Annotated in this window: 6 protein-coding genes; 5 read left to right on the top strand and 1 reads right to left on the bottom strand. The window is 59.4% G+C overall.

Annotated elements, in window-relative coordinates:
- Nucleotides 1–103 precede the first annotated feature (103 nt).
- On the bottom strand, nucleotides 104–373 hold the full coding sequence (locus AC07W0_RS26295; RefSeq protein WP_017849219.1) for a DUF2790 domain-containing protein: 270 nt from the start codon (nucleotides 371–373) through the stop codon (nucleotides 104–106).
- A gap of 395 nt (nucleotides 374–768) precedes the next feature.
- Here AC07W0_RS26295 and acs point away from each other — a divergent pair, with 395 nt between their 5' ends.
- From acs to AC07W0_RS26270, 5 genes are all read left to right on the top strand, one after another.
- Nucleotides 769–2724 (top strand): acetate--CoA ligase, encoded by a 1956-nt coding sequence (gene acs / locus AC07W0_RS26290; protein WP_017849218.1) that lies wholly within the window; start codon nucleotides 769–771, stop codon nucleotides 2722–2724.
- 653 nt (nucleotides 2725–3377) lie between these two features.
- Nucleotides 3378–4163, top strand: a complete 786-nt coding sequence (locus AC07W0_RS26285) for an ABC transporter substrate-binding protein (protein ID WP_017849217.1) — start codon at nucleotides 3378–3380, stop codon at nucleotides 4161–4163.
- Nucleotides 4164–4254: 91 nt separating this feature from the next.
- Complete coding sequence (locus tag AC07W0_RS26280; protein ID WP_010566615.1) at nucleotides 4255–4944, top strand: ABC transporter permease; 690 nt, start codon at nucleotides 4255–4257, stop codon at nucleotides 4942–4944.
- Nucleotides 4941–5639, top strand: coding sequence for an ABC transporter permease (locus AC07W0_RS26275; RefSeq protein WP_102618531.1), 699 nt, complete (start codon nucleotides 4941–4943; stop codon nucleotides 5637–5639). The genes AC07W0_RS26280 and AC07W0_RS26275 overlap by 4 nt, the downstream gene beginning before the upstream one ends.
- A 1-nt stretch (nucleotide 5640) precedes the next feature.
- On the top strand, nucleotides 5641–6753 hold the full coding sequence (locus AC07W0_RS26270; protein ID WP_017849215.1) for a succinylglutamate desuccinylase/aspartoacylase family protein: 1113 nt from the start codon (nucleotides 5641–5643) through the stop codon (nucleotides 6751–6753).
- Nucleotides 6754–6766 lie beyond the last annotated feature (13 nt).

Below are 6766 nucleotides of genomic sequence, written 5' to 3'. Positions count from 1 at the left end.
GTGGCGAGGTTTTTTGAGCGGGGGAGCGGGAGGCGGGTTTTTGGCCGCAAGAACAATTTCTTGCGGCGAATAAGATCACGGTCAATGTGAACTAACGAAGTTGTTATCCGTTAGAGCAACCGTTACCCATCACATGGTAGTTAAGAATGTGGCGCTGACCTTTGGAATCTTCATATTCCATTTTTACCGGTACGACTTCGCATACATCTGGAATGGTGCTCATGGAGACTACTTTGGCGACGTCCAGGTGAGTGCTGTAGGTGTAGTCTTCAACAATCGGAGCGTTCTGGCCGGCTACGTCAGTCGGGGCTTCCTCGGCCAGGGCGGCGGTGGCGCACAAGCTGCTGAGGGCCATAACTAATAAAGCTTTCATTTCTCTTTTTACCTTCTTCAGTGCGAAAGGGGTCACGGGGCCCTTTGGAGGCCTCGTGTGTAACTTAGGGGTGTTTACTTCGGATTAACGTGCCTTCGTGGGGGCTGTTACGTTGTTAATCTGGTTGCCTTGTTGGCGGAGTCGATTTTAGGCCTGCGGGTTATATTCATATACCCGTGCTTTTGATAAACACTATTGGTGGTTTTTGTAACAATCCCCCGTCGCAGGTTTTTTTACGTGTCCGCCAAGCGCCGCAGGCTACGGGCCAGAGGGGGGAAGGAGATAACAGGGCAATTTGTAGGGTCTTGTTACTACCATCGTCGAATGGTTCTATAGGCTGACCCCGGCTACAACTGGGGTCATACAAAAACAACTATTTCACCGAGGTAAGAAAGATGAGTGCGGCTTCCCTGTACCCCGTTCGCCCCGAAACAGTAGCCAACACGCTGACTGACGAGGCGACCTACAAGGCCATGTACCAGCAGTCGGTGGTCAACCCCGATGGTTTCTGGCGTGAGCAAGCCAAGCGTCTTGACTGGATCAAGCCTTTCACCACGGTGAAGCAGACCTCATTCGACGATCACCATGTCGACATCAAGTGGTTTGCCGATGGCACCTTGAACGTTTCCTACAACTGCCTGGACCGTCACCTCGCCGAGCGCGGCGACCAGGCGGCGATCATCTGGGAGGGCGATGACCCTGCCGACAGCCGCACCATCACCTACCGCGAGTTGCACGAACAAGTCTGCAAGTTCGCCAACGCCCTGCGTGGCCAGGACATACACCGCGGCGACGTGGTGACTATTTATATGCCGATGATCCCCGAAGCTGCGGTCGCCATGCTGGCCTGTGCCCGCATCGGTGCGATCCACTCGGTGGTGTTTGGCGGTTTCTCGCCGGAGGCCTTGGCCGGTCGCATCATCGACTGTAAGTCGAAAGTGGTGATCACCGCCGACGAAGGTGTGCGCGCCGGTAAGAAGATTCCGTTGAAGGCCAACGTCGACGACGCTCTGACCAACCCGGAAACCAACAGCGTCCAGAAAGTCATCGTGTGCAAGCGCACCAGTGGCAGCATCAAGTGGAACCAGCATCGTGACATCTGGTACGAAGACCTGATGAAAGTGGCGGGCACCGTGTGCGCGCCGAAAGAGATGGGCGCCGAAGAAGCGCTGTTCATCCTTTATACCTCCGGCTCCACCGGCAAGCCTAAAGGCGTGCAGCACACCACTGGCGGCTACTTGTTGTATGCGGCCCTGACCCATGAGCGCGTGTTCGACTACCGCCCGGGTGAAATCTTCTGGTGTACCGCCGACGTCGGCTGGATCACCGGCCATACCTATATCGTCTACGGGCCACTGGCCAATGGCGCGACCACGCTGATGTTCGAAGGCGTGCCTAACTACCCGGACATCACTCGGGTGGGCAAGATCGTCGACAAGCACAAGGTCAATGTTCTCTACACCGCGCCGACGGCGATCCGCGCGATGATGGCTTCCGGTACCGCCGCCTGCGAAGGCGTTGATGGCAGCAGCTTGCGCCTACTGGGTTCGGTGGGTGAGCCGATCAACCCGGAAGCGTGGGACTGGTACTATAAGAACGTTGGCCAATCCCGTTGCCCGATCGTCGATACCTGGTGGCAGACCGAGACCGGCGCCACCCTGATGAGCCCGCTGCCGGGCGCCCATGCGCTCAAGCCAGGTTCGGCGGCACGGCCGTTCTTCGGCGTGGTGCCGGCCTTGGTGGATAACCTGGGCAACATCATCGAAGGCCCTGCCGAAGGCAACCTGGTGATCCTCGATTCGTGGCCAGGCCAGGCCCGTACCCTGTACGGCGACCATGACCGTTTCGTCGATACCTACTTCAAGACCTTCCGGGGCATGTACTTCACCGGTGACGGCGCCCGTCGCGATGAAGATGGCTACTGGTGGATCACCGGCCGTGTGGATGACGTGTTGAACGTGTCCGGCCACCGTATGGGGACCGCCGAGATCGAAAGCGCCATGGTCGCCCACCCGAAAGTCGCCGAAGCGGCGGTGGTGGGTGTGCCGCACGACATCAAAGGCCAGGGCATCTATGTGTATGTCACCCTGAAAAATGGTGAAGAGCCGACCGAAGCGCTGCGCCTGGAACTGAAGAACTGGGTGCGCAAGGAAATCGGGCCGATCGCTTCGCCGGACGTGATCCAGTGGGCACCGGGCTTGCCGAAGACGCGGTCGGGCAAAATCATGCGACGTATCCTGCGCAAGATTGCCACGGCTGAGTACGATGGCTTGGGCGATATCTCCACCCTGGCCGACCCAAGTGTGGTGGCGCATTTGATTGAGACCCACAAGACCATGAACGTCGCGTAAGACGGGTAGGTGGGACAGAGCCCCATTCGGCGTGAGCCGGGTGGGGCTTTTTTGTGGTCTCTCAAAGCCACTGAAGATCCCATGTGGGAGGGGGCTTGCCCCCGATGGCGGTGGATCAGTCACTGATCAGTTGGCTGAAGACCGCCATCGGGGGCAAGCCCCCTCCCACATGGACCTGCATAACCCCAGGCCAATAAATATCGACTTCTTCGTTAGGGCGTTTCTGAATGTTACCGAGCGGCGCAAATGTGTAACCCTTCGCCCGAACATGAGGCAAAGTGCTACGGGTTTGCACCGAAAAGCCGCGTTTTAGACAGCTCCCAGTATTAGATTAAACGCCAGACTTGCCGTGCTAGAAGGGTTTGCGAATAATAGGCCCGCTATTTGCAGTATCAACAGGTTTAATATCTTTTGTCTCTGCATAAAAAACAGGGGCTGTCAATGTGCTGGAACCGCTTTCTCGGTGCTTCTGTAAATTGTTGTCGCATTGAGGAAATATCGGCTTCCGGCCTGTCGTTAGAATGCCGATCACTCGCTCGTCGTCGCCGCTGTTGAATCGGCGTAGGACGCAGCACCGCTATTCGGTTTCACTCAGTCGCATCGTGGGCCATGGCTCATACTGCTGTTTTGCCCTATACCGATGGAGTCCCAAGATGAAGAAACTCGTGCTGTTGGGCGCCCTGGCGCTGTCCGTGCTGTCCATGCAGGCTTTCGCTGAAGGCAAGCCTCTGAAAATTGGTATCGAAGCGGCGTACCCTCCGTTTGCCTCGAAGGCGCCGGATGGCAACATCGTCGGTTTTGACTACGACATCGGCAACGCTCTGTGCGAAGAGATGAAGGTCAAGTGTACTTGGGTCGAGCAAGAGTTCGACGGCCTGATCCCCGCGCTGAAAGTGCGCAAGATCGACGCGATCCTGTCGTCCATGTCCATCACCGACGACCGCAAGAAGTCCGTGGACTTCACCAACCGCTACTACCTGACCCCGGCGCGCCTGGTGTTGAAGGAAGGCACGACCGTCAGCGACAGCCTGGATGAGTTGAAAGGCAAGAAGATCGGCGTGCAGCGCGGTTCGATCCACGACCGTTTCGCCAAGGAAGTACTGGCGCCTAAAGGTGCCACGGTTGTTCCTTACAGCTCGCAGAACGAAATCTACCTGGACGTGGAAGCCGGTCGCCTCGACGGCACCGTGGCTGACGCCACCCTGTTGCAGGAAGGTTTCCTCGATACGGCTGCGGGTAAAGGCTACGCGTTCACCGGCCCAGCCTTTACCGATAGCAAATACTTCGGCGATGGCATCGGTATCGCGGTACGTAAAGGCGACAAGGAAAACCTGGACCGCATCAACGCTGCGATCACTGCGATTCGTGCCAACGGCAAGTACAAGGCTATCCAGGACAAGTACTTCAACTTCGATATTTACGGCCCAGACGCCAAGTAAATCGTCGCAGCGGTCTGTCCAGAATGGCGCAAGCAACAGAATTCCTGCGGTTTGCGCCATTTTTTCATCCCCCTTTTCGAGGACCTGAATCATGTTGAAAGGCTACGGGGCCGTCATCCTCGATGGCGCATGGTTGACGCTTCAGCTCGCCTTGTCGTCCATGGCCTTGGCCATCGTTCTGGGTCTGATCGGGGTCGCGTTACGCCTGTCGCCGGTGCGCTGGTTGGCCTGGCTGGGTGACTTGTACTCCACGGTGATCCGTGGGATTCCCGACCTGGTGCTGATCCTGCTGATTTTCTACGGCGGTCAGGACCTGCTCAACCGCGTCGCGCCGATGCTTGGCTATGACGACTATATCGACTTGAACCCCTTGGCCGCCGGTATCGGCACCCTGGGTTTCATCTTTGGCGCCTACCTGTCGGAAACCTTCCGCGGCGCCTTCATGGCCATTCCCAAAGGCCAGGCCGAAGCCGGCCTGGCGTATGGCATGAGCCCTTTCCAGGTGTTTTTCCGGGTGATGGTGCCGCAGATGATCCGGCTGGCGATCCCCGGGTTTACCAACAACTGGCTGGTCCTGACCAAGGCCACCGCGCTGATTTCGGTGGTGGGCCTGCAAGACATGATGTTCAAGGCCAAGCAGGCGGCGGATGCCACCCGCGAGCCTTTTACCTTCTTCCTCGCAGTGGCGGCGATGTACCTGGTGATCACCAGCGTATCGTTGCTGGCCTTGCGTCATCTTGAGAAGCGCTACTCGGTAGGCGTAAGGGCGGCTGATCTATGATCTTCGACTACAGCGTCATCTGGGACGCCATGCCGCTGTACCTCGGCGGCTTGCTGACCACCCTGAAACTGCTCGCCATTTCGCTGTTCTTCGGCCTGCTGGCCGCCTTGCCCCTGGGCTTGATGCGGGTGTCCAAGCAGCCGATCGTCAATGGCGCGGCCTGGCTCTACACCTATGTGATCCGCGGCACACCGATGCTGGTGCAGCTGTTCTTGATCTACTACGGCCTGGCCCAGTTCCAGGCGGTGCGCGAGAGCTTCCTGTGGCCGCTGTTGTCCAGCGCCACGTTCTGCGCGTGCCTGGCCTTTGCGATCAACACCAGCGCCTACACCGCCGAAATCATCGCCGGGAGCCTCAAGGCCACCCCCAACGGCGAGATCGAAGCGGCCAAGGCCATGGGCATGTCGCGCTACAAGCTGTACCGCCGCATCCTGCTGCCATCGGCCCTGCGCCGGGCGCTGCCGCAGTACAGCAACGAAGTGATCATGATGCTGCAGACCACCAGCCTGGCATCCATCGTCACCCTGATCGACATCACCGGTGCCGCGCGCACGGTGAACGCACAGTTCTACCTGCCGTTCGAAGCCTATATCACCGCCGGCGCGTTCTACCTGTGCCTGACCTTCATCCTGGTGCGCCTGTTCAAGTTGGCCGAGCGCCGCTGGCTGAGCTACCTGGCTCCACGGAAGCACTGATATGGAACGTATCGATCACCTGTTGCCCTGGGGCCACCTGGGTTGCGAGCGTCAACTGAGCGTGTTCCGTTTCGGCAGCGGCGAGCGCAAGGCCTACATCCAGGCCAGCCTGCACGCCGATGAACTGCCGGGGATGCGTGCCGCGTGGGAGCTGAAAAAGCGCCTGACCGAACTGGAACAGCAAGGCGCGCTCAACGGCGTGATCGAGTTGGTGCCGGTGGCCAACCCGATGGGCCTGGGCCAGCTGTTGCAAGGCAGCCATCAAGGGCGTTTCGAGATTGGCAGCGGCAAGAATTTCAACCGCGATTTCGTCGAGTTGAGCGAGCCGCTGATCGCACAACTGCACGGCAAGCTCGGCGATGATCCCCATGCCAACGTGCGCGTGATCCGCCAGGCGATGCACGATACGCTCGACGCGCTGCCCGCGCCGGCCAGCCAGTTGCAAGGCATGCAGCGGGTGCTGCTGAGCCACGCCTGCACCGCGGACATCGTCCTCGACCTGCATTGCGACGCCGAAGCCGCGCTGCACATGTACGCGCTGCCCCAGCATTGGCCGCAGTGGCGGTCGCTGTCGGCGCATTTGAACGTGAAAGTCGGGCTGCTGGCGGAAGACTCCGGCGGCAGCTCGTTCGATGAAGCCTGCTCGCTGCCCTGGCTGCGTGTGTCGCGGGCGTTCCCCGAGGCGCAGATTCCGCTGGCGTGCCTGGCGACCACCCTGGAACTGGGTGGCCAGGCCGATACCGGCCGCGACGAAGCGATCTTCCACGCCGAAGGCATCCTCGCGTTCCTCGCCGAGCAGGGCCTGATTAAAGGTGAGTGGCCGGCGCCACGTCACGAACCCTGCGAAGGCGTGCCCTTCGAAGGCACCGAATTGCTGTTTGCACCCCACGCTGGCGTGATCAGTTACCTGCGTAAAGCCGGTGACTGGGTGGACGCCGGCGAGCCGGTTTTTGAAGTGATCGACCCTCTGGAAGACCGCGTGAGCATCATCTGCGCCGGCACTTCGGGGGTGCTGTTTGCCGTTGAACGGCTACGTTATGCCCAAGCGGGTTTCTGGCTGGCCAAGGTGGCGGGGCGCGAAGCGCTGCGTCACGGGCGCTTGCTCAACGACTGACCACCTGTTTTTG

It is taken from the genome of Pseudomonas sp. GW704-F2 (assembly GCF_059423025.1).
Note: the sequence above shows the minus strand (reverse complement) of the source record. Positions and strands in the feature narration are given on the sequence as shown.

Coding starts and splice junctions, on each gene's coding strand:
- AC07W0_RS26295 (WP_017849219.1), bottom strand. CDS start 373: ATGAAAGCTTTATTAGTTATGGCCCTCAGCAGCTTGTGCGCCACCGCC.
- acs (WP_017849218.1), top strand. CDS start 769: ATGAGTGCGGCTTCCCTGTACCCCGTTCGCCCCGAAACAGTAGCCAAC.
- AC07W0_RS26285 (WP_017849217.1), top strand. CDS start 3,378: ATGAAGAAACTCGTGCTGTTGGGCGCCCTGGCGCTGTCCGTGCTGTCC.
- AC07W0_RS26280 (WP_010566615.1), top strand. CDS start 4,255: ATGTTGAAAGGCTACGGGGCCGTCATCCTCGATGGCGCATGGTTGACG.
- AC07W0_RS26275 (WP_102618531.1), top strand. CDS start 4,941: ATGATCTTCGACTACAGCGTCATCTGGGACGCCATGCCGCTGTACCTC.
- AC07W0_RS26270 (WP_017849215.1), top strand. CDS start 5,641: ATGGAACGTATCGATCACCTGTTGCCCTGGGGCCACCTGGGTTGCGAG.